The sequence below is a fragment of the Bradyrhizobium sp. UFLA06-06 genome (assembly GCF_054820065.1).
In genome coordinates, this window is sequence record NZ_JADFUD010000035.1 from 53,399 (window position 1) to 74,190 (window position 20,792).

The window sequence follows — 20,792 nt, forward strand, 5'->3', positions numbered from 1 at the left end:
TTTCACGAGATCTCGCTCCGGCGTCGCGGCCGGGTATAGCCCGTCAGGAGGACGGCGTCGCTGCCGCTCCGCCTATGCCCGGCCATCCACGTCTTGTTCCGGAAAACCCCGCAATAGCAAGGAGCGGATGTCCCGCGGCGAGCCCCGGCAGGACTGCCGAGAAGGCGGCGACATCTTACTCGGGGAAAACTCCCGCGAGCCCTCTTCGCGCTTGCCCCACCGGCCATCCGCGCCTATAGCTCTCGCTTTAATGACCCCATCATTGAAATCGACTTTTGTCCTCGGTCACCGGCATCTGCTGGGCATCGAGGGCCTTTCCGCTGACGACATCACGGGCCTGCTCGACCTCTCCGAGGAGTATGTCGAGCTCAACCGCCAAGTCGACAAGAAGCGCGCCAGCCTGCGCGGCCGTACCCAGGTCAATCTGTTCTTCGAGGCCTCGACCCGGACCCAGTCCTCGTTCGAGATCGCCGGAAAACGCCTGGGCGCCGACGTCATGAACATGTCGGTGTCATCGATGTCGACCCGCAAGGGCGAGACCCTGATGGACACCGCGGTGACGCTGAACGCGATGCATCCGGACATCCTGGTGGTACGCCACCACGCCTCCGGCGCGGTCGAGCTTCTGGCGCGCAAGGTTGACGGTTCCGTGATCAACGCCGGCGACGGCAGCCACGAGCACCCGACCCAGGCGCTGCTCGACGCACTGACGATCCGCCGCAACAAGGGCCGGCTCGAGGGGCTGACGATCGCGATCTGCGGCGACGTGCTGCATTCGCGCGTGGCGCGCTCCAACATCTTCCTGCTCAACACCATGGGCGCCCGCGTCCGCGTGGTGGCCCCCTCCACCCTGCTGCCGCCCGGCATCGAGCGGATGGGCGTCGAGGTCGCGCGCGACATGCGCGAGGGGCTGAGCGGCGCCGACATCGTGATGATGCTGCGGCTGCAGCGCGAGCGTATGAACGGCTCCTTCGTGCCGTCGTCGGGCGAGTATTTCCACTATTTCGGCCTCGACCAGAAGAAGCTCGGCTACGCCAAGCCGGACGCGCTGGTGATGCATCCCGGCCCGATGAACCGCGGTGTCGAGATCGACACCTTCGTCGCCGACGGCGCACAGTCGCTGATCCGTGAACAAGTCGAAATGGGTGTGGCAGTGCGTATGGCGGTGCTCGAAGCGCTCGCCCGCAACCTGCCGAACGCGTGATGCCATGCTGACCGACCGCCGCCCCATCCTGCTCGCCAACGCCCGCGTCATCGACCCGTCCCGCGACTTCGACGGTCCGGGCGATGTCCTGATCGCCGACGGCGTGATCCGTGACGCCAAGCGCGGCATCGGCGCCGCCGGCGTCCCCGAAGGCACCGACATCGTCAATTGCGCCGGCAAGATCGTGGCCCCCGGCCTGATCGACATGCGCGCCTTTGTCGGCGAGCCCGGCGCCAGCCATCGCGAGACTTTCGCCTCCGCCAGCCAGGCCGCCGCGGCCGGCGGCATCACCACCATCATCTGCCAGCCCGACACCTCGCCTGTCATCGACAACTCCGCGACCGTCGACTTCGTGCTGCGCCGCGCTCGCGACACCGCGATCGTCAACATCCATCCGATGGCGGCGCTGACCAAGGGCATGCAGGGCCAGGAGATGACCGAGATCGGCCTGCTCAAGGCCGCCGGCGCCGTCGCCTTCACCGACGGCGACCGCAGCGTCACCAACGCCCAAGTAATGCGGCGCGCGCTGACCTACGCCCGCGATTTCGACGCGCTGATCGTGCATCACACCGAGGACCCGCATCTGGTGGGCGAAGGCGTGATGAACGAGGGCGAATTCGCCACAAGGCTCGGCCTCGCCGGCATTCCGACCGCGGCCGAGTCGATCATGCTCGAGCGCGACATGCGGCTCGCGGGGCTCACCGGCGGCCGCTATCACGCGGCCTCGCTGACCTCGACCGAATCGCTGGAGATCCTCAAGCGCGCTCGCGACGCCGGCTACAATGTCTCGGCCTCGGTCTCGATCAACCACGTGACGCTGAACGAGAACGACATCGGCCCCTACCGCACCTTCCTCAAGCTGGCGCCGCCGCTGCGCACCGAGGAGGATCGCAAGGCGCTGGTGGCCGCGCTCGCCTCCGGGCTGATCGACGTCGTGATGAGCGACCACAATCCGCAGGACGTCGAGGTCAAGCGGCTGCCGTTCGCGGAAGCGGCGAGCGGCGCGGTCGGCCTGCAGACCATGCTGCCGGCGGCGCTGCGGCTGATCCATAATGGCGAGATGGACTTCAAGACGCTGATCCGGGCGATGTCGACGCGGCCGGCGGAGCTGCTCGGCCTGCCCGGCGGTACGCTGCGCGCAGGCGCGCCGGCCGACGTCATCGTGATCGACGCCGACACGCCCTGGGTGCTCGACCGCGACGATCTCAAATCACTGTGCAAGAACACGCCGTTCGACGACGCCCGCTTCTCGGGCCGCGTGACGCGGACGATCGTCGGCGGACGGACCGTGTACGAGCACGTCTGAAACTGGGGTGGAACTCAGCGCGACGCGAGTTGCGACATCGCTTCCATCGTTGTGCCAACGACGATGGCCGCGACGTAAACGACAAAGAAAAACTGCTCCAGCCGCCTGCGAACAGAAGCCATGATAAGCTCCCTCATTATCAAGGCCATGGTGCGCATTTATGGTTAATATTTCATTGACGGCACGGCCCCATTCGGGCGGGACCGACCGAAGGAACCACCGCGATGTCTGCTGATGGCTTGCTGCCGGTCGCCTTCCTGATCGGCTACCTGCTGGGCTCGATCCCGTTCGGCATGGTGCTGACCAGGATGGCCGGCACGCAGGATCTGCGCACGGTCGGCTCGGGCAATATCGGCGCCACCAACGTGTTACGCACCGGCCGCAAGGGCCTCGCCGCGGCGACGCTGCTCGGCGACACGCTGAAGGGCACCGTTGCCGTCATCATCGCCGGCACCATCGACGGCCCGAACGCGGCGATGCTGGCGGCGCTGGGGGCATTCCTCGGCCACCTCTTCCCGGTCTGGCTCAAGTTTCGCGGCGGCAAGGGTGTCGCGACCTATCTCGGCGTGCTGCTCGGCCTGTTCTGGCCGGCGGCGCTGATCTTTGCCGTGATCTGGCTCGGCACCGCCTACACCACCCGCTACTCGTCGCTGTCGGCGCTGATCGCGGCGTTCGTGACGCCGCTGTTCCTGTGGTGGTTCGGCCACAACGCGCTCGCCTCGCTGTTCGCCGTGCTGACGCTGCTGCTGTTCTACATGCACCGCGAGAACATCAAGCGCCTGCAGGCCGGCACCGAAGGCAAGATCGGCGAGAAGAGGTGACGCAAGTCATTCCGGGGCGCGACGAAGTCGCGAACCCGGAATCTCGAGATTCCGGGTTCGATGCTGCGCATCGCCCCGGAATGACGGAAGGCTAGGACTTCAGAGCGCTCTCGACAAAGCTCGCCGCCGCCAGTGCCCTGGCGTCGTTCCCAAAGCCCGCGATCACGGTGACACCGACCGGCAATCCGCCCTCGGCGATCAGCGTCGGCACGTTGACGCAGGGCGCGCCCATCAAGGTCCAGAGCCGGTTGTAGCGGGGATCGCCGGTCGAGCCCAAACCTTTCGGCGCGGCGCCCGGCGCCGACAACGTCAGCAGCACGTCGACCTCGGCAAAAATCGCAGCGAGCGCCTGCCGCGCCCGCAGCGTGACGTCCATCGCGGCATCATACTCGGCGGGCGTGCCGCCCTTGCTCTCGTCCAGCCGGCCGCGCAGCAACGGCGGCATCGCATCGTAGTTCTGGCCGTATTCCCAGGCGAACGACTGATGCGCCTCGAACTCCTGCACCACCGGATGGATCCGCCAGGCTTCCGCGATGATCTCGGGCATCGCGAGCTCGCGCACGGTCGCACCCGCCTGCTCCGCCGCACGCGCCGCCTTCTGCAACGCCTCCGCGCCGGAAGGTTCCGGCGAACCGGCAAAGGCCTGCGTCACTACGCCGATGCGCGGCGCGGCGAGCTGCGACGGCACCACCAGCTCAGGTCGCTTCGTCATCGCAGCGAGCCCCAGCGCGACATCGCGCACGCCGGCGCCAAACAGTCCGACGGTGTCGAGCGTCCAGGAGAAGCATTTCACGCCGACGGTCGGCAGCAGCCGGTAGCTCGGCTTGATCGCGGCGACGCCGCAGAACGAGGCCGGCCGGATCACCGAACCGCCGGTCTGCGTGCCGAGCGCTAGCGGGATCATCCCGGCCGCGACCGCCGCGGCCGAGCCCGACGACGAGCCGCCCGGCGTGTGCGCGTGATTGTGCGGATTGAGCGTTGCGGTCGGATCGTTCGCCGCGAACGCCGTCGTCGTGGTCTTGCCGATGATGGTCGCCCCCGCCTGCTTCAGCGCCATCACGACCGGCGCGTCGGCACGCGGCTGATGCCCGCGGTAGATCGCGGCGCCCATCTCGGTCGGGAGGTCGGCGGTATCGATGATGTCCTTGATGCCGACCGCAATCCCGCGCAACGGCCCGGTCTGCTGCGCACGCGCCGTCTCGTCGAGGCGGACGAAGGCGCCGATGGTTTTGTCCTGCGCCGCGATGGCGTCCCGCGTCTGCGTGATGGCGGCATCGGTGGACAATTCGCCGGAGGCGATGCGGCGTTGGAGATCGGCAAGCGAAATCATCGGCGGACGTCCTGCTTCTTGATGGTTTTTGGCGGCTTCTCGGCAAGCACTTTTAGCGCGTCGCGCGCGGCTGCGCCAATGTCGCAGTTGATCACAATCTCAGGTTGGGCGAAGCTGCGGCCCGCATGCATGACCGCTCGCCCAGCCCCGCAAAACTCACCGACACCGAACGGCTCAACCGCCTGCGGCTGATCCGTTCCGACAATGTCGGCCCGCGCACCTTTGCATCGCTGCTCCGCCATTTTGGCGACGCGGCGCACGCGCTGGAGCGCCTGCCCGATCTGGCGCGCCGCGGCGGCGCCTCGGGCCCCGGGCGGATCTGCAGCGAGGCCGACGCCGCAGCCGAGCTCGCGGCCTGCCGCAAACTCGGCATCGATCTCGTCGCACCGGAGGAAGCCCATTATCCGGCGCGGCTTGCCACCATCGACGACGCGCCGCCGCTGCTTGGTGTGCGCGGCGCGCGCGACACCCTGATGCGGCCGATGATCGCGATCGTCGGCTCCCGCAACGCCTCCGGCGCCGGGCTGAAATTTGCCGGCCAGCTTGCGCGCGATCTCGGCGATGCCGGTTTTGTCGTGATCTCGGGCCTCGCCCGCGGCATCGATCAGGCGGCGCACCGCGCCACCGTTGCGAGCGGCACGGTCGCCGTGCTGGCCGGCGGCCACGACAGGATCTACCCGCCAGAGCACGAGGATCTGCTGGCCGCCCTGCTCGAGCACGGCGCGGCGATCTCGGAGATGCCGCTCGGCCACGTGCCGCGGGCGCGCGACTTCCCCCGCCGCAACCGGCTGATCTCCGGCGCATCGCTCGGCGTCGTGATCGTCGAAGCCGCGCACCGCTCGGGCTCGCTGATCACGGCGCGGATGGCGGCCGAACAGGGCCGCGAGGTGTTCGCGGTGCCGGGCTCGCCGATCGATCCGCGCGCCGCCGGCGCCAACGATTTGATCAAGCAAGGCGCCACCTTGGTCACCGAAGCCGCCGACGTCATCAGCGCGGTCACGCCGATCATGGAGCGGCCGGTGATGCTTGGCGCGCGCGAGGACGACGCGCCGCTGGACTTTGCCACTGATAGCGGCGATCGCGCCCGCATCATCGACCTGCTCGGGCCGAGCCCGATCAGCCTCGACGATCTGATCCGGATGGCCGATGTGTCACCCGCCGTGGTCCGCGCGGTGCTGCTCGAGCTCGAGCTCGCCGGCAAGCTCGAGCGCCACGGCGGCGGGCTGGTGTCGATGATTTAGGGATCTGCGTAGGCCGCACGCAAACGTCTCCCCGTCATCCTGAGGTGCGAGCCTTGCGGCGCAATTGCGCCGCAAGGCGAGCCTCGAAGGATGCACGGCCCGGCTGCAGCCGCACTGAGACAGCGGGGCCGTCGACCCTTCGAGACGCGCTACAGGCTCCTCAGGGTGACGGATCCATAATCTCAGTGTGCGGAATCAAGATTTCACTCCGCATTCCGCGCATCGAAGTCGTTTCGCGCGCCCTCGATCTCCGGCAGATGCGCGAACGCCCATTCGCCGAGCGCCATCACAGGCACCGCCAGTCCGCGCCCGAGGTCGGTCAGTTCGTAGTCGACCCGCGGCGGAATGGTCGGAAACACCGTGCGCGTCACCAGGCCATCGCGCTCCAGGCCGCGCAGCGTCAAGGTCAGCATGCGCTGCGAGATGCCGTTGATCATCCGCTTCAGCTCGTTGAATCGGCGCGGTCCATCGCGCAGCAGCATGATGACCAGCACGCTCCATTTGTCGCCGACCCGCGACAGCACCGAGGCCACGCCGCGGCAGTCCTGATGCGTCCCGGAACCACGCGGCAGGCCGGTTTCGGCGGTTACATCGATGTGCTCGGGTTCCATTGGTGTGCTCGGGTTTCAAAAATGTGCGTTCTTGCGGAGATTTAAGACGGTCACTCATATAGCGCCAGTTACAAACCTATACCAAAGGTGACCTCAGCCATGAAACTTCTGCACATCGACTCCTCGGTCCTCGGGCCCCACTCCGTCAGCCGCCAGGTCTCCGCCGCCGCCGTCGAGCGCTTGCGCCAGGCCAATCCGGGCCTCGTCGTCAGCTACCGCGATCTCAGCCAGACCCCGCTCGCCCACCTCTCCGGCCTGCACCTCGCCGCCAGCCAGGGCGCGGCGCCGGACCCGTCGGTGCGCGACGACATCGCGACCGGCCAGGCCGTGCTGGACGAGTTCCTTGCCGCCGACATCGTCGTGATCGGCGCGCCCATGTACAATTTCACGATTCCGAGCCAGCTCAAGGCCTGGATCGACCGCATCCTGGTCGCGGGCAAGACCTTCAAATACGGCGCCGGCGGCGTCGAGGGACTGGCCGGCAACAAGCGCGTCATCATCGCGATCTCGCGCGGCGGCTATTACGGCGCCGACACGCCGATGGCCGCGCTCGAGCACCTCGAGACCTATCTGCGCGGCGTGTTCGGCTTCATCGGCGTCAGGAATGTTGAGTTCATCCCCGCCGACGGCATCCAGGTCGGCCCCGAGCATCGCGAAAAGGCGGTTGCGGGCGCGCTGCAGGCCGCCGGCAGCCTGAACGCCGCCTGATGTGATTCAAAGCGCCTGCCGTCGCCCGGCGGCGGCAGGCCGTTCAGAACCAGACGCCCTGAATGCCGAGGATGACAGCCACCAGCGAAATCAACAGGCCGATGCCGGAAAACAGTGCGACCGTCACGAACTGCGACGTGTCCGAACTTTCCGAAGCGGACGAAACCGGGATCGACGTCGAAATGCGGGCTGCTTTCGGCATGGCGGCACTCCAAATGATTCCGTGGTGAAAAATTCCCCGCCCAATCAGGAGTCCGGGGAGTACGTCAAAGGTTCAATACACGCGATGATAGTCGCGCACGAAATCGGCCGGTGTGAAGCGCTTCACACCGGCCGTTCGTTACAATGAGAAACAAACCAGAGCGTTTTCGAGCGAAGTGGATACCGGTTCGCGTGAAGAAAACGCGTCAGAATAAAACCAGAGCCCCGTTCCGATTTAATCGGAACGGAAAGGCCCTATCCGCGATAGATCGGTGCGCCTGCGGGCGACGCGGTTGCACCGCCATCGATGAACAGCTCCTGCCCCTGCACATGCGCGGCGTCGTCGGACGCCAGGAACAGCACGGTCTTCGAGATGTGATCGGGTTCGCCGATCCGGCCGAGCGGCGTGGTCTTGCCGATCCGCTGCTCGAATGCCTTCTCGGCCTCGGGCGTCGCGATCGCGGCGCCCCAGATCGGGGTGCGCACCGCGCCCGGCGCCACCACATTGACGCGGATGTTGCGCGGCGAGAATTCTGACGCCATCACCCGCGCCATCGCGCGCACGCCGGCCTTGCTCGCGGCATAGGCCGAATAGCCGGGATTGCCGAGCACGGAAATCACCGAGCCGTTGAGAATGATCGATGCGCCGTCGTTGAGGTACGGCGCGACCGCCTGCACCGTGAAGAACACACCGGTGAGATTGGTGCGGATGACATTCTCGAAGGCGGCCAGCGTGGTGCCGCCGACCGGCGTCTGGCCGGGAATGCCGGCATTGGCGAACAGCACGTCATACTTGCCGAACTTCTCGGCGCCCTGCTTCACCGCGGCTTCCAGCGCCGCGACGTCGGTGGCATCGGCGGCCACCGCAAACGCGCTCGGCCCGAGCTCCTTGGCTGCCGCCGCAAGCGTCTCCTTGTTGCGCCCGGTGATGACGACCTTGGCGCCCTCGGCCACGAACAGCTTTGCTGTCGCCAGCCCGATGCCGCTGTTGCCGCCGGTGATCAACGCCGTCTTGTTCGCCAGTCTCATGTCCGCCTCCATTTGGTTGCATTATTAAACTTCATTGCCTAGCTAGGACATACGGTTTAATATTGCAACCACACAAGGTCGTGATGGCCCAAATTCCTGGAGACAGCCGGTGAAACGAACCAGCCTTGCAGGCGACAGCTGTCCCGTCGCACGCGCGCTCGACGTGTTCGGCGACTGGTGGTCGCTCCTGATCATCCGCGACGCCAGCCTCGGCCGGCGCCGCTTCGGCGAATTCCAGGTGAGCCTCGGGCTTGCCAAGAACATCCTTGCCACACGGCTGCGCACGCTGGTCGAGCGCGGCATCCTGAAGACGGTCCCCGCCTCCGACGGCAGCGCCTATCAGGAATATGTCCTGACGCCGAAGGGCCACGGCATCTTTCCGATCCTGGTCGCGCTGCGGCAATGGACCGAGGAATTCGACGAGCATCCGGACGAGATCGCGACCATCCTGGTCGACCGCGACAAGGGCAAGCCGGTGAAGAAGCTCGCGCTGTACTCGCAGGACGGACGCGTGCTTGGGGCCGCCGACACTGCGCTGAAGCCGCGGCCTGCAGCAAAGCGCGCGCGTCGCCTCGCGACTGCGTAGGATGGATGTTGCCGGTACGACACGACGGGCAACTCAGCAAAACCTGTCAATCCTCGCGCGCGAAAACATTTCGCTTTATCCGAAGAGGCGCAGTCCTACCCCGAGCTTACTACCCATTGCTCGGGCCCATGGGTGCAATCGGCACGCGGCTTTCCCTGCGCCCTCTTCAAGAGAGAGGGCGGAACGAAGAGCAAAGCTCGGACGATTCATGTCGCGAGAACGCGGATTTATGTCCACAGGCCATGCAACAGACACGATGTCGTCCCTGCGAAAGCAGGGACCCATAACCACCGATGCTGATTATTGCGCGTCGCTGGAACAACGAGTCCCTTTAACAGCATCCGCCGCGGAGTATGGGTCCCTGCTTTCGCAGGGACGACGGGGTGGGTGGATGTAGGCCGTGCCCACACATTCGGTGTCGTCCTGGCGAAAGCCAGGACCCATTACCCCAAATCTCAATTGATGCGCGACGCTGGGACCGCGAACCCGTTCATCACCGAACGCGGTGGTTATGGGTCTTGGCTTTCGCCAGGACGACAAAATGGAGGGAGCCCCCGCTCATAGGCCGCCCTGCATCCCGCGACGCCCCTCACGACAGCTTCCTCCGGCTGCGCGAACGCAGTTGCTCGTCGGCCTCCAGGCGGGCCATCGCGAACAGGCGCTCGAGGACTTCGAATTTGTGGCGCCGGGCGAGTTTGGCGAGTTCGGTCGCGGCGGCTCCGATCAGGACCAGAGCGTCGTCCGGGCCGCCCTCCCCAGTTGTGTCGTCGCCCGCCGGTCGCCGCCGGCCGGACACCTTGCGCTTCCGGCCGCCCCCTGTGCTGCTCAAAAGGCCTAATCCGATTCCACCCTATATATAAAGGGATACGCCCTTTCCAGCCGCAACTCTAGGACGCATTTTGCAACCCTTGGGATAGAAACTCCACAGCTTGGCAACGCCCTTCAATATCTGGCGATTTGACAGGGACCGCCCCAGCACCCATGTTCGCCCCGACACGGCGGACCGCGAGTCTAGCGGAATCCACCTTCAAGTTTTCCCGTAAGCTATTGGAATGACATGAATATCGTCATTGTGGAGTCGCCGGCCAAGGCCAAGACAATCAACAAATATCTGGGGTCCTCCTACGAGGTCCTGGCGTCGTTCGGCCATGTTCGCGACCTCCCGGCCAAGAACGGTTCCGTCGATCCCGACGCCAATTTCCAGATGATCTGGGAGGTCGATGTCAAGGCCGCGAGCCGGCTCAACGACATCGCCAAGGCGCTCAAGGGGGCCGACCGCCTGATCCTCGCAACCGACCCTGATCGCGAGGGCGAGGCAATCTCCTGGCACGTGCTGGAGGTGATGAAGGAGAAGCGCGCGCTGAAGGACCAGAAGGTCGAGCGCGTGGTGTTCAACGCCATCACCAAGCAGGCTGTCTCCGAGGCGATGAAGGCGCCGCGCCAGATCGATGGCGCGCTGGTCGACGCCTATATGGCGCGCCGTGCGCTGGACTATCTGGTCGGCTTCACCCTCTCCCCCGTGCTGTGGCGCAAGCTGCCCGGCGCCCGCTCCGCCGGCCGCGTGCAGTCGGTCGCGCTGCGGCTGGTCTGCGACCGCGAGCTCGAGATCGAGAAGTTCGTGCCGAAGGAGTACTGGTCGCTGGTCGCGACCTTGCTGACGCCGCGCGGCGAAGCCTTCGAGGCGCGGCTGGTCGGCGCCGACGGCAAGAAGATCGCACGGCTCGACATCGGCTCCGGCGCGGAAGCCGAGGATTTCAAGAAGGCGATCGAGGCCGCGCTGTTCAAGGTCGCGACCGTCGAGGCCAAGCCGGCGCGGCGCAATCCGCAGGCGCCCTTCACCACCTCGACGTTGCAGCAGGAAGCGAGCCGCAAGCTCGGCTTCGCGCCGGCGCACACCATGCGCATCGCGCAGCGCCTGTATGAAGGCATCGACATCGGCGGCGAGACCACCGGCCTCATCACCTATATGCGAACCGACGGCGTGCAGATCGCGCCCGAAGCGATCACGCAGGCGCGCAAGGTGATCGGCGAGGACTATGGCAACGCCTACGTGCCGGACGCCCCGCGGCAGTACCAGGCCAAGGCCAAGAACGCGCAGGAAGCGCACGAAGCGATCCGCCCGACCGATCTGTCGCGTCGCCCGGCCACCATCGGCCGACGGCTCGATGCCGATCAGGCGCGGCTCTATGAATTGATCTGGAAGCGCACCATTGCGAGCCAGATGGAGTCGGCCGAGCTCGAGCGCACCACCGTCGACATCGAGGCCAAGGCCGGCTCCCGCGTGCTGGACCTGCGCGCCTCCGGCCAGGTCATCAAGTTCGACGGCTTCCTCGCGCTCTATCAGGAAAGCCGCGACGACGAGGAGGACGAGGATTCGCGCCGCCTGCCCGCGATGAGCCAGGGCGAGGCCGTGAAGCGCCAGAGCCTCGCCGTAACCCAGCACTTCACCGAGCCGCCGCCGCGCTTCTCGGAAGCCTCGCTGGTGAAGCGGATGGAAGAGCTCGGCATCGGCCGTCCCTCGACCTACGCCTCGATCCTGCAGGTCCTGAAGGACCGCGGCTATGTCAAGCTCGAGAAGAAGCGGCTGCACGGCGAAGACAAGGGCCGCGTCGTGGTCGCGTTCCTGGAGAACTTCTTCTCGCGCTATGTCGAATACGACTTCACCGCCGATCTCGAGGAGCAGCTCGACCGCATCTCCAACAACGAGATCGCCTGGCAGCAGGTGCTGCAGGACTTCTGGCGCGGCTTCATCGGCGCGGTCAACGACATCAAGGACCTCCGGGTCGCCGAGGTGCTCGACGCGCTCGACGAGATGCTCGGCCCGCACATCTATCCGCCGCGCGCGGATGGCGGCGATGTCAGGCAATGCCCGACCTGCGGCACCGGCCGGCTCAACCTCAAGGCCGGCAAGTTCGGCGCCTTCGTCGGCTGCTCGAATTATCCGGAATGCCGCTACACCCGCCCGCTCGCGGCCGACAGCGCCGAAAGCGCCGACCGCGTGCTCGGCACCGATCCCGACACCGGCTTCGATGTCACGGTGAAGGCCGGCCGCTTCGGCCCCTACATCCAGCTCGGCGAGCAGAAGGATTACGCCGAAGGCGAGAAGCCGAAGCGCGCGGGCATTCCAAAAGGCACCTCGCCGGCCGATGTCGATCTCGAACTGGCGCTGAAGCTGCTGTCGCTGCCGCGCGAGATCGGCAGGCATCCGGAAACCGGGCAGCCGATCACCGCCGGCCTCGGCCGGTTCGGGCCGTTCGTCAAGCACGAGAAGACCTATGCCAGCCTCGAGGCCGGCGACGAGGTGTTCGACATCGGGTTGAACCGCGCCGTCACGCTGATCGCGGAGAAGATCGCCAAGGGCCCGAGCGGTCGCCGCTTCGGCGCCGACCCCGGCAAGCCGCTCGGCGATCACCCGACGCTCGGCGCGGTCGCGCTGAAGAACGGCCGCTACGGCGCCTATGTCGCGGCCGGCGGCGTCAACGCGACGATCCCGAGCGACCGCACGCCCGACCAGATCACGCTCGCGGAGGCGATCGCGCTGATCGACGAGCGCGCGGCCAAGGGCGGCGGCAAGAAGGCCAAGAAGGCGAAGGCGGAAAAGCCCGCCAAGGCGAAGAAAGCCAAGTCCGAGGCGACCGAGACCGACGGCGACGCCGAAGCCAAGCCCGCCAAGAAGGCTGCGTCGAAGAAGGCCGCAGCGAAGCCGAAGACGGATGCGACCAGCAAGGCGCGCGCGCCGGTCGCCTCCGGTGCCAAGACGTCGCCTGCAAAATCATCGGCACCAGCGAAAGCGCCCGCGAAGAAGAGCGCCGGCAAGGCACGAGGATAAGTGAAACGAAAACCCGACCATGGCTTTCCGGGCCGGGACGCCATCGTCGCCTTCATCCGCGCCAATCCAGGCAAGGTCGGCACCCGCGAGATCGCGCGCGAGTTCGGCCTGAAGAACGCCGACCGCGTCGAGCTGAAGCGGATCCTCCGCGAGCTCGCCGACGACGGCACGATTGCCAAGCGCGGCCGCAAGATTCACGAGCCGGCGGCGCTGCCGCCGACCCTGCTGGCCGACATCACCGGCCGCGACAGCGACGGCGAGCTGATCGCCACGCCCGCCGAGTGGGACTCGGACGAGAACGGCACCGCCCCGAAAATCCGCATCGAGACGCCGCGGCGGCCGAAGCCCGGCACCACCGCCGGCGTCGGCGACCGCGCGCTGCTGCGCGTCGAAGTCACGGACGAGCAAGACGGCACGCCCTATCGCGGCCGCGTCATCAAGGTGATCGATCACGGGCGCACCCGGATCCTCGGCATCTTCCGCCGCAATCCCGATGGCGGCGGGCGCCTGATCCCGGTCGACAAGAAGCAGGCCGGCCGCGAGCTCAACATCGCCAAGGCCGACAGCGGCGGCGCCGAGGACGGCGATCTCATCAGCGTCGACCTGATCCGCACCCGCGGCTATGGGCTGGCCTCCGCCCGCGTCAAGGAGCGGCTCGGCTCGATTGCCAGTGAAAAGGCGATCAGCCTGATCGCGATCAACACCCACGACATCCCGCAGGTGTTCTCGTCCTCTGCGCTGCGCGAAGCGGAAGAGGCAAAACCCGCGACCTTGCAAGGCCGTGAGGACTGGCGTGACGTGCCGCTCGTCACCATCGATCCGCCGGATGCCAAGGATCACGACGACGCGGTGCATGCGGAAGTCGATCATGATCCGAACAACAAGGGCGGCTTCATCGTCCATGTCGCGATCGCCGACGTCGCCTACTATGTGCGGCCCGGCTCGGCGCTCGACCGCGACGCATTGCAGCGCGGCAACTCGGTCTATTTCCCTGATCGCGTCGTGCCGATGCTGCCCGAGCGCATCTCCAACGATCTCTGCTCGCTGGTGCCGGGCGAGCCGCGCGGCGCGCTCGCGGTGCGCATGGTGATCGGCGCCGACGGCCGCAAGCGCTCGCATACCTTCCACCGCGTGCTGATGCGCTCGGCCGCAAAGCTCCATTACGCGCAGGCACAGGCTGCGATCGACGGACGGCCCGACGACATCACCGGCCCCATCCTCGATCCGATCCTGAAGCCGCTGTGGTCGGCCTACGAGCTGGTCAAGCTTGCACGCAACGAGCGCGACCCGCTCGATCTCGATCTGCCCGAGCGCAAGATCCTGCTGAAAGCCGACGGCACCGTCGATCGCGTGATCGTGCCGCAGCGGCTCGACGCTCACCGGCTGATCGAGGAGTTCATGATCCTCGCCAATGTCGCCGCGGCCGAGATGCTGGAGAAGAAGGCGCTGCCGCTGATCTATCGCGTGCATGACGAGCCGAGCCAGGAAAAGGTGCACAACCTGCAGGAATTCCTGAAGACGCTCGACCTGCCCTTCACCAAACAGGGCGCGCTGCGTCCCACGCAATTCAACCGCGTGCTGGCGCAGGTTGCCGGCGAGGACTACGAACCGCTGGTCAACGAGGTGGTGCTGCGTTCGCAGGCGCAGGCCGAATACTCCGCCGAGAACTACGGCCATTTCGGCTTGAACCTGCGCCGCTACGCGCACTTCACCTCGCCGATCCGTCGCTATGCCGATCTGATCGTGCATCGCGCGCTGATCCGCGCACTCGGGCTTGGCGAAGGCGCCTTGCCGACGGATGAAACCGTGGAGACGCTCGCCGAGATCGCCGCGCAGATCTCCGTCACCGAGCGCCGCGCAATGAAGGCTGAGCGCGAGACCACCGACCGGCTGATCGCACATTTCCTTGCCGATAAGGTCGGCGCCTCGTTCCAGGGCCGCATTTCCGGCGTGACGCGATCCGGCCTGTTCGTGAAGCTCGACGACACTGGCGCCGACGGCCTGATCCCGATCCGCACCATCGGCAGCGAATATTTCAACTACGACGAAACCCGCCACGCGCTGATCGGCACGCGCAGCGGCACCATGTATCGGCTCGGCGACGTCGTCGATGTGCGGCTGGTCGAGGCCGCGCCGATCGCCGGCGCGCTGCGGTTTGAGCTATTATCCGATGGTCAGGCAATTCCGCGCGGCAGAAAACGCGACGGCGTAGGGGCCGAGCGCCGTGCCGCCGGATTTGGCAAGGGACCGAAAGGATCTGGCAAGAAGGCGCACAAGGAGCGGAAATCGCGCAACAAGAAGGATCGCAAGCCGGCGCAGCAGAAGTCCGGCAAATCGAAGCGAGGCAAGTCATGGAAGTGACACCGCCGACGGTGGTCTGGACTCGCGAAGCGGCCGAGCCCGAGAAGCGCGACGTGTGGAGCGCGATGAAGCGCGGGTTCCGCTGCCGCTGTCCGCGCTGCGGAAATGGCAGACTGTTCCGCAAGTTTCTCAAATGCGACGGCCATTGCCCGGTCTGCGACCTCGACTTCACGCCGCATCGCGCCGACGATCTGCCTGCCTATCTCGTCATCGTTATCGTCGGCCATATCGTGGTACCGATGGCGCTGTGGATCGAGACCAATTATTCGCCGCCGGTGTGGCTGCAGCTTGCGATCTATCTGCCGTTTACACTGTTCGCATCGCTGGCTTTGTTGCAGCCGGTGAAGGGAGCCGTGATCGGCTTGCAATGGGCCCTGCGCATGCATGGCTTTGACGAGAATCCCCCTAGCGACATCCCGCCGGTCTAGCTAAACCGGGCCGCAAGAAGAAATGAAAGGGATGAAATGACTGAAGCTGCCGCACCCGCCGCTGTCGTCCACCAGGGCGAAAAAGAAGCCGATCATCATGCGTATTTCCGGCCGAAGGATGCCGCGACGCTGATCCTGATCGATCGCTCCGGCGCCAAGCCGAAGGTGCTGGTCGGCAAGCGCCACGACAAGGTGGTGTTCATGCCCGGCAAATTCGTCTTCCCCGGCGGCCGCGTCGACAAGGCCGACAACCGCGTGCCGGTTGCAGCGCCGATCACGCCGGAGCTCGAAGCCAATCTGTTGAAGGGCAGCCCGAAGATCACGCCCGGCCGCGCGCGTGCGCTCGCCAACGCCGCGATCCGCGAGGCCTGCGAAGAGACCGGGCTGTGCCTCGGCCGCAAGGTCGAGAAGCGGCACAAGCTCGACGGCCCCTGGGCACCGTTCGCCGATGCAGGTCTGTTGCCCGATCCGTCCGGCCTGTTCCTGATCGCGCGCGCGATCACCCCGCCCGGCCGCGTCCGCCGCTTCGATACGCGCTTCTTCACCGCCGATGCCTCGACGATCGCGCATCGTGTCGAGGGCGTGGTGCATGCCGATGCCGAACTGGTCGAGCTGGTCTGGGTCGAGATCGGCTCCGAACCGCTCGCCGACGCGCATGCCATGACCAAGAACGTGCTCGCCGAGCTCGACCGCCGTCTCGCCACCGGCCCGCTCCGCCACGACGCACCGGTGCCGTTCTTCCATTTCTACGGCGGCAAGATGCAGAAGGACGTGCTGGGGGCGTAAGATGATCCTCGTCATTCCGGGGCGATGCGCAGCATCGAACCCGGAATGACGAGATTGCGGCGCGAGATTCCGGGTTCATCGCTGCGCGATGCCCGGAATGACACTGTCGAGAGAGCGGCCAAAAACAAAATAATCTTCCCGATGGCGCGCCGCAAAGCGCCTCCCTATCTGTTCCGCTAACGACATCAAGAACGGAACGGGGCAATGGCGAAGCGTCAACTCAAGCTCGGCGCGTTCATGCGGCCGATCAGCATCCACACCGGCGCCTGGCGCTATCCCGGGGCCTGGCCCGACGCCAATTTCAACTTCGACCACATCAAGACGCTGATCAGGAAGCTCGAGGCCGGCAAGTTCGACGCCTTCTTCATGGCCGATCATCTGGCCGTGCTGAACATGCCGATCAATGCGCTGAAGCGCAGCCACACCGTGACCTCGTTCGAGCCGTTCACGCTGCTGTCGGCGCTCGCGGCCGTCACCGAGAACATCGGCCTGATCGCGACCGGCTCGACCACCTTCGACGAGCCCTATCACGTCGCCCGCCGTTTCGCCTCGCTCGACCACATCTCCGGCGGCCGCGCCGGCTGGAATATCGTCACCACGTCCAATCCGGACGCGGCGCTGAATTTCGGCCTCGACGATCACATGGAGCACGCCGAGCGCTACAGGCGCGCCCGCGAGTTCTACGACGTCGTCACCGGCCTCTGGGATTCCTTCGCCGACGATGCGTTCGTGCGCGACGTCGAGTCAGGCCTGTTCGTCGATCCCGACAAGATGCATGTGCTCAATCACAAGGGCAAATATCTCTCGGTCCGCGGCCCGCTGAACATCGCCCGCCCCGTTCAGGGCTGGCCTGTCATCGTGCAGGCCGGCGCTTCCGATGACGGCAGGCAGCTTGCGGCCGAGACCGCGGAAGCCGTGTTCACCGGCGGCGGCAGCCTGGCCGACGGACAGAAGCTCTACGCCGACATCAAGGGCCGCATGGAGAAGATCGGCCGCGATCCCGATCATCTGAAGATCCTGCCCGGTGCCTTCGTGGTGGTCGGCGACAGCGTCGAGGAAGCCAAAGAGAAGCGCGCGCTGCTCGACAGCCGCGTGCATTACGACAGCGCGATCGCCTCGCTGTCGGTGATCCTCGGCACCGATGCGTCCGGCTTCGATCCCGACGGACAGTTGCCGCCGATCCCCGAAACCAATGCAAGCAAGAGCGGGCGGCAGCGCCTCGTCGATGTCGCGGCGCGCGACAAGCTCACCGTGCGTCAGCTCGCGCAGCGCGTCGGAGGCTATGGCGGGCTCGCCTTCGTCGGCACGCCGCAGACCATCGCCGACCAGATGGAGGAATGGCTGACCGGCCGCGGCAGCGACGGCTTCAACATCATGTTCCCCTATCTGCCGCAGGGCCTGTTCGAGTTCGTCGACAAGGTGGTGCCGGAACTGCAAAGGCGCGGGATTTTCCGCACTCAGTACGAAGGTCGGACCCTGCGCGAGAATTTGGGCCTGCCGCGGCCGAAAAATCAGTTCTTCGAGGGGTAATAGGCCCGGAATCGGGGTGATCTTGGCTCAGAAATCCTTGACTTTGGGCGGTTTCTGGCTAGTTTCCCGGCCAAACGCGGGCCGATTTGGCCGGCTCCCGAATTCCCCCGATTTTCGAGGTTTTGCACATGGCCAAGGCGGTCACCATCAAGGTCAAGCTCGTGTCGACGGCCGACACCGGCTTCTATTACGTTGCCAAGAAGAATTCGCGCACCATGACCGACAAGCTGGTCAAGAAGAAGTACGACCCGGTCGCGCGCAAGCACGTCGAGTTCAAGGAAGCCAAGATCAAGTAAGATCGGCTGCTTCCGACGTTTCAAACGGGGCCCTCGCGGCCCCGTTTTTGCTTTCTAGGCTTGCGTCATCCCTTATGATTCCCGGACCAGTCCCGGGCGCAGGGCTCAGATGATCGCAACCTTGGACGAGGGAAACGTCGGCGGCTACTCGGTCGCTTACGGCCGCGAGGACATCTACTTTCCGGTCTATGTCACGGCAGCCCTCGCCGCGATCTTTCTGACCGCGACCTGGATCACGGGCGCGATCTATTGGCTGGCGCCGGCGGCGGCAGCGGGCGGCTTCACCTATTACAACATCCCCCTGCTGGAGGCCGGTCGTCCGACGATCGGGGCCAACCAGTACGGCATCTTCATCCAGGCCTTCGGGCTGATCCGCTGGCGCGCTATCACGCGCATCGACCTCGTCGAGATCGCCGAGCGCGCGATGACCGTTCACGAATTGCAGATCGCACTCAGCGGGCCGCTCGGCAGCGCGCTGGTGGCCGATTGGCGCAAGCGGCCGGCCTACCGGCTGCTGATGCGCCTGCCGTGGCGCATGGACCATCGTGGCGTGGTCCGCGTCAATCTGGAGCCATTCGACCGGACGCCCGACGAGATCCACCGGACGTTCCTCAGGATGTGGCGCTACTATCGGAGCTAACCTTTGAACGCCTCATCGCGCAGATGCGCGTCCGCGATCTCTGCATCCGGATTGTGTGTGATCGTCATGAACCAAATGAGGCTGAAGAACAGCGACCACGCTGTGTTCCAATAGAACCAGTTCATCGGATCACCCCGAACAGCTTAGATCCGCGCCAGCCGGCGAAGATCGCCGGCTGCGCGGAATGCCGCCAAAGTCTACTGCACGACCTCGCCGTGCAGTGCCAGATCCAACCCTTCGCGCTCGATGTCCCGCGTCACGCGAAGCCCGACGAAGAGATTGATCACGAACAGGATGATCAGGCTCACCACGGCATCATACACGAAAACCGTCGCGACGCCGATGCATTGATTGAGGAACTGCCCGGGATTTCCTTCCAGAACGCCTGCCGTTCCACCATACTGCTCGACCGCGAACACCCCGGTCAGCAGCGCCCCGACGATGCCGCCAAGGGCATGGACACCGAAGCAGTCCAGCGCATCGTCGTAGCTGAACATGCGCTTCAAGCCGGTGCATCCCCAGTAGCAGCAGACGCCGGCGGCGATGCCGATCGCGAAAGCGCCGACCGGCCCGACGAAACCGGAGGCCGGCGTGATCGCGACGAGGCCCGCCACGGCACCCGAACAGATTCCGACGACGGTCGGCTTGCCCTTCAACGCCCATTCCACCAGCATCCAGGTGAAGCCCGCCACCGCCGTGGCGATCTGGGTCACCAGCATGGCCATGCCCGCCTGCATTCCGGCCGTGACAGCGGAGCCGGCGTTGAACCCGAACCAGCCGACCCACAGCAGCGAGGCGCCAATGAAGGTCAGCACCATATTGTGCGCCGGCCCCGTCTCGACGCGCTTGCCTAGCATGATGGCGCACATCAGGCCGGCCACGCCGGCATTGATGTGCACAACGGTGCCGCCGGCGAAATCGAGAACTTTGACATACGCAGCGTCGTTACCCGCCGAGAAGATCCCGTCAGGGCCCCAGACCCAGTGCGCGATCGGCGCATAGACGAAGATCGCCCACAGCCCGATGAACCAGAGCATCGCGGAGAACTTCATCCGCTCGGCAAACGCGCCGGCAATCAGCGCCGGCGTGATGATGGCGAACGTCATCTGGAAGCAGATGTAAACGGACTCAGGAATGGTCGCGGCGAGTGGATTGGGATTGCCGATGCCCCCCTTGCCGATGTCGCTCAGGATGTCCTTGAGGAACATGCGATCCAGGCCGCCGATGAACGGCGTGCCGGCACGAAACGCCAGGCTGTAGGTGAGGACGGCAAACAGGATCGTGACCAGGCAGGTGACGGCGAAGCTGGTCATCACGGTGTCGCCGACATTCTTCTTGCGCACCATGCCGCCATAGAACAGACCGAGCCCCGGGACCGTCATCATCAGGACGAGCGCGACGGACGTGAGCATCCAGGCGGTGTCACCGGAATTCGGCGTGCACTTCTCGAGGATCTTGCCGCCGCAAGCCAGCGGTGCCGCCGCATCCTCAGCGAGCGCGAGCTCGCTGAACAGCAGGCAAAGAACGGCCACCCCCAGCAGGGCAACCACGATTCTCACGAGCTTCCGGCGCGTGTATGTCGCAGACTCCATCATCGACCTCCCATCACAAGAAATGCTGGCGTTCGGAATGGGCGCGGCGCGTCCGGAGCGTGAGCGCCGAAGTCGTCGCGACATTGAGCCGGACGTGAGGCACAAGGGCCCCCTGCTCGGCGGCGCGGCGAAGGCCGCGGTGCGCGGATGGCTGGAGATTGACGGCGACTAGCCTCATCGCGGCCAGCCCTTCCCATGGGTCCCCAGGCCGGAAACCTCAGCGTCGGCTTCCGGCACGATTTCTAGCCAAATTCAATCAAGATTCGTGCCACCGCCGCGTGCGGAGTAACAGT

General features: G+C 65.8%; 23 protein-coding genes. 14 read left to right on the forward strand and 9 right to left on the reverse strand.

Annotation, left to right across the window (positions count from 1 at the left end; translation table 11 throughout):
• The first annotated feature begins 250 nt into the window (after positions 1-250).
• From IF803_RS26675 to plsY, 3 genes are all read left to right on the forward strand, one after another.
• Complete coding sequence (locus tag IF803_RS26675) at positions 251-1,204, forward strand: aspartate carbamoyltransferase catalytic subunit (RefSeq protein WP_461194087.1); 954 nt, start codon at positions 251-253, stop codon at positions 1,202-1,204.
• Positions 1,205-1,208: 4 nt separating this feature from the next.
• On the forward strand, positions 1,209-2,510 hold the full coding sequence (locus IF803_RS26680) for a dihydroorotase (RefSeq protein ID WP_028341014.1): 1,302 nt from the start codon (positions 1,209-1,211) through the stop codon (positions 2,508-2,510).
• A gap of 224 nt (positions 2,511-2,734) precedes the next feature.
• The gene (plsY, locus tag IF803_RS26685; RefSeq protein ID WP_304495656.1) at positions 2,735-3,331 is read left to right on the forward strand and encodes a glycerol-3-phosphate 1-O-acyltransferase PlsY; all 597 of its coding nucleotides are present in this window, start codon (positions 2,735-2,737) and stop codon (positions 3,329-3,331) included.
• 91 nt (positions 3,332-3,422) lie between these two features.
• On the opposite strand, the gene IF803_RS26690 is transcribed toward plsY, so the two are convergent.
• Together IF803_RS26690 and IF803_RS26695 are read right to left on the reverse strand one after the other, a co-directional pair.
• Positions 3,423-4,661, reverse strand: a complete 1,239-nt coding sequence (locus tag IF803_RS26690; RefSeq protein ID WP_461194088.1) for an amidase — start codon at positions 4,659-4,661, stop codon at positions 3,423-3,425.
• Entirely contained in the window at positions 4,658-4,792 is a 135-nt protein-coding gene (locus IF803_RS26695; protein ID WP_461194089.1) for a hypothetical protein, read from the reverse strand. Before IF803_RS26695 ends, IF803_RS26690 begins: the two co-directional genes overlap by 4 nt.
• Here IF803_RS26695 and dprA point away from each other — a divergent pair.
• A complete protein-coding gene (gene dprA / locus IF803_RS26700) occupies positions 4,787-5,902 on the forward strand; it encodes a DNA-processing protein DprA (protein WP_461194091.1) in 1,116 nt (371 codons plus the stop codon). The genes IF803_RS26695 and dprA overlap by 6 nt on opposite strands.
• A gap of 203 nt (positions 5,903-6,105) precedes the next feature.
• On the opposite strand, the gene IF803_RS26705 is transcribed toward dprA, so the two are convergent.
• Positions 6,106-6,513: a winged helix-turn-helix transcriptional regulator gene (locus tag IF803_RS26705; RefSeq protein WP_461194092.1), complete on the reverse strand. Its 408-nt coding sequence runs from the start codon at positions 6,511-6,513 to the stop codon at positions 6,106-6,108.
• Positions 6,514-6,612: 99 nt separating this feature from the next.
• Here IF803_RS26705 and IF803_RS26710 point away from each other — a divergent pair, with 99 nt between their 5' ends.
• Positions 6,613-7,221, forward strand: coding sequence for an FMN-dependent NADH-azoreductase (locus IF803_RS26710; RefSeq protein ID WP_018271979.1), 609 nt, complete (start codon positions 6,613-6,615; stop codon positions 7,219-7,221).
• Positions 7,222-7,264: 43 nt separating this feature from the next.
• Here IF803_RS26710 and IF803_RS26715 read toward each other — a convergent pair whose 3' ends face one another.
• Both IF803_RS26715 and IF803_RS26720 read right to left on the reverse strand, forming a co-directional pair.
• Positions 7,265-7,423: a hypothetical protein gene (locus IF803_RS26715; protein WP_196238162.1), complete on the reverse strand. Its 159-nt coding sequence runs from the start codon at positions 7,421-7,423 to the stop codon at positions 7,265-7,267.
• Between the two features lie 254 nt (positions 7,424-7,677).
• Positions 7,678-8,451, reverse strand: a complete 774-nt coding sequence (locus IF803_RS26720) for an SDR family NAD(P)-dependent oxidoreductase (RefSeq protein WP_028341020.1) — start codon at positions 8,449-8,451, stop codon at positions 7,678-7,680.
• A gap of 109 nt (positions 8,452-8,560) precedes the next feature.
• On the opposite strand from IF803_RS26720, the gene IF803_RS26725 reads away from it, so the two are divergent.
• Complete coding sequence (locus IF803_RS26725) at positions 8,561-9,037, forward strand: winged helix-turn-helix transcriptional regulator (RefSeq protein ID WP_461194093.1); 477 nt, start codon at positions 8,561-8,563, stop codon at positions 9,035-9,037.
• A 589-nt stretch (positions 9,038-9,626) separates the two neighbouring features.
• Here the strand turns inward: IF803_RS26725 and IF803_RS26730 are convergent.
• A complete protein-coding gene (locus tag IF803_RS26730; RefSeq protein ID WP_461194094.1) occupies positions 9,627-9,833 on the reverse strand; it encodes a hypothetical protein in 207 nt (68 codons plus the stop codon).
• Between the two features lie 261 nt (positions 9,834-10,094).
• On the opposite strand from IF803_RS26730, the gene topA reads away from it, so the two are divergent.
• Genes topA through IF803_RS26750 form a run of 4 tightly spaced genes read left to right on the forward strand, consistent with a single transcriptional unit; the run spans position 10,095 to position 16,441 of the window.
• A complete protein-coding gene (gene topA, locus IF803_RS26735) occupies positions 10,095-12,866 on the forward strand; it encodes a type I DNA topoisomerase (protein ID WP_461194095.1) in 2,772 nt (923 codons plus the stop codon).
• Entirely contained in the window at positions 12,867-15,227 is a 2,361-nt protein-coding gene (gene rnr / locus IF803_RS26740) for a ribonuclease R (protein WP_461194096.1), read from the forward strand.
• Positions 15,218-15,655 (forward strand): DUF983 domain-containing protein, encoded by a 438-nt coding sequence (locus IF803_RS26745; protein ID WP_028341024.1) that lies wholly within the window; start codon positions 15,218-15,220, stop codon positions 15,653-15,655. Before rnr ends, IF803_RS26745 begins: the two co-directional genes overlap by 10 nt.
• Before the next feature lie 36 nt (positions 15,656-15,691).
• Positions 15,692-16,441, forward strand: coding sequence for an NUDIX hydrolase (locus IF803_RS26750; protein WP_225646922.1), 750 nt, complete (start codon positions 15,692-15,694; stop codon positions 16,439-16,441).
• A gap of 11 nt (positions 16,442-16,452) precedes the next feature.
• Here IF803_RS26750 and IF803_RS26755 read toward each other — a convergent pair whose 3' ends face one another.
• Complete coding sequence (locus IF803_RS26755) at positions 16,453-16,596, reverse strand: hypothetical protein (protein WP_461194097.1); 144 nt, start codon at positions 16,594-16,596, stop codon at positions 16,453-16,455.
• 49 nt (positions 16,597-16,645) lie between these two features.
• On the opposite strand from IF803_RS26755, the gene IF803_RS26760 reads away from it, so the two are divergent.
• From IF803_RS26760 to IF803_RS26770, 3 genes are all read left to right on the forward strand, one after another.
• On the forward strand, positions 16,646-17,971 hold the full coding sequence (locus IF803_RS26760; protein WP_461194098.1) for an LLM class flavin-dependent oxidoreductase: 1,326 nt from the start codon (positions 16,646-16,648) through the stop codon (positions 17,969-17,971).
• Between the two features lie 128 nt (positions 17,972-18,099).
• A complete protein-coding gene (gene rpmG, locus IF803_RS26765) occupies positions 18,100-18,267 on the forward strand; it encodes a 50S ribosomal protein L33 (protein WP_018271988.1) in 168 nt (55 codons plus the stop codon).
• Between the two features lie 109 nt (positions 18,268-18,376).
• Entirely contained in the window at positions 18,377-18,907 is a 531-nt protein-coding gene (locus tag IF803_RS26770; protein ID WP_028341027.1) for a hypothetical protein, read from the forward strand.
• Here the strand turns inward: IF803_RS26770 and IF803_RS26775 are convergent.
• Positions 18,904-19,032 (reverse strand): hypothetical protein, encoded by a 129-nt coding sequence (locus IF803_RS26775; protein WP_256527872.1) that lies wholly within the window; start codon positions 19,030-19,032, stop codon positions 18,904-18,906. The genes IF803_RS26770 and IF803_RS26775 overlap by 4 nt on opposite strands.
• A gap of 72 nt (positions 19,033-19,104) precedes the next feature.
• A complete protein-coding gene (locus tag IF803_RS26780; RefSeq protein ID WP_028341028.1) occupies positions 19,105-20,502 on the reverse strand; it encodes an ammonium transporter in 1,398 nt (465 codons plus the stop codon).
• Between IF803_RS26780 and IF803_RS26785 the strand changes: the two genes are divergently transcribed.
• A complete protein-coding gene (locus IF803_RS26785; RefSeq protein WP_196238166.1) occupies positions 20,480-20,671 on the forward strand; it encodes a hypothetical protein in 192 nt (63 codons plus the stop codon). The genes IF803_RS26780 and IF803_RS26785 overlap by 23 nt on opposite strands.
• The last annotated feature ends 121 nt before the right edge of the window (positions 20,672-20,792 follow it).